The organism is Comamonas testosteroni ATCC 11996 (assembly GCF_000241525.1).
Lineage (GTDB): Bacteria > Pseudomonadota > Gammaproteobacteria > Burkholderiales > Burkholderiaceae_C > Comamonas > Comamonas testosteroni.
This window is the reverse complement of record NZ_AHIL01000036.1, coordinates 1-316: the sequence shown is the minus strand read 5'-3', so window position 1 is coordinate 316 and position 316 is coordinate 1. Positions and strand designations below refer to the sequence as shown.

Below are 316 nucleotides of genomic sequence, written 5' to 3'. Positions count from 1 at the left end.
CGCCCCGACCATCGAGGTCGGGGCTTTTTTTCATGGGGGTCTGTGCTCGCTCAGGCGTGAGCGGACACCGCCTCGTTTTCTTCCTTGCCTGCCAGAGCAGCATCCAGCTTTTCGTAGTCCAGCGCGTTTTCCCACTTGGAGACCACCACGGTGGCGACGGCGTTACCGATGAAGTTGGTCAGCGAACGGCATTCGGACATGAAGCGGTCTACACCCAGAATCAGTGCCATGCCGGCCACGGGCACCTCGGGCACCACGGCCAGGGTCGCGGCCAGGGTGATGAAGCCAGCCCCCGTCACGCCCGCCGCGCCCTTGG

1 protein-coding gene is annotated in these 316 nt (G+C 64.6%); it reads right to left on the bottom strand.

Annotation, left to right across the window (positions count from 1 at the left end; genetic code table 11):
- Positions 1-50: 50 nt before the first annotated feature.
- Positions 51-316: cation:dicarboxylate symporter family transporter (locus CTATCC11996_RS15635; protein ID WP_003077912.1), on the bottom strand; the 266-nt coding region annotated here is incomplete at its 5' end.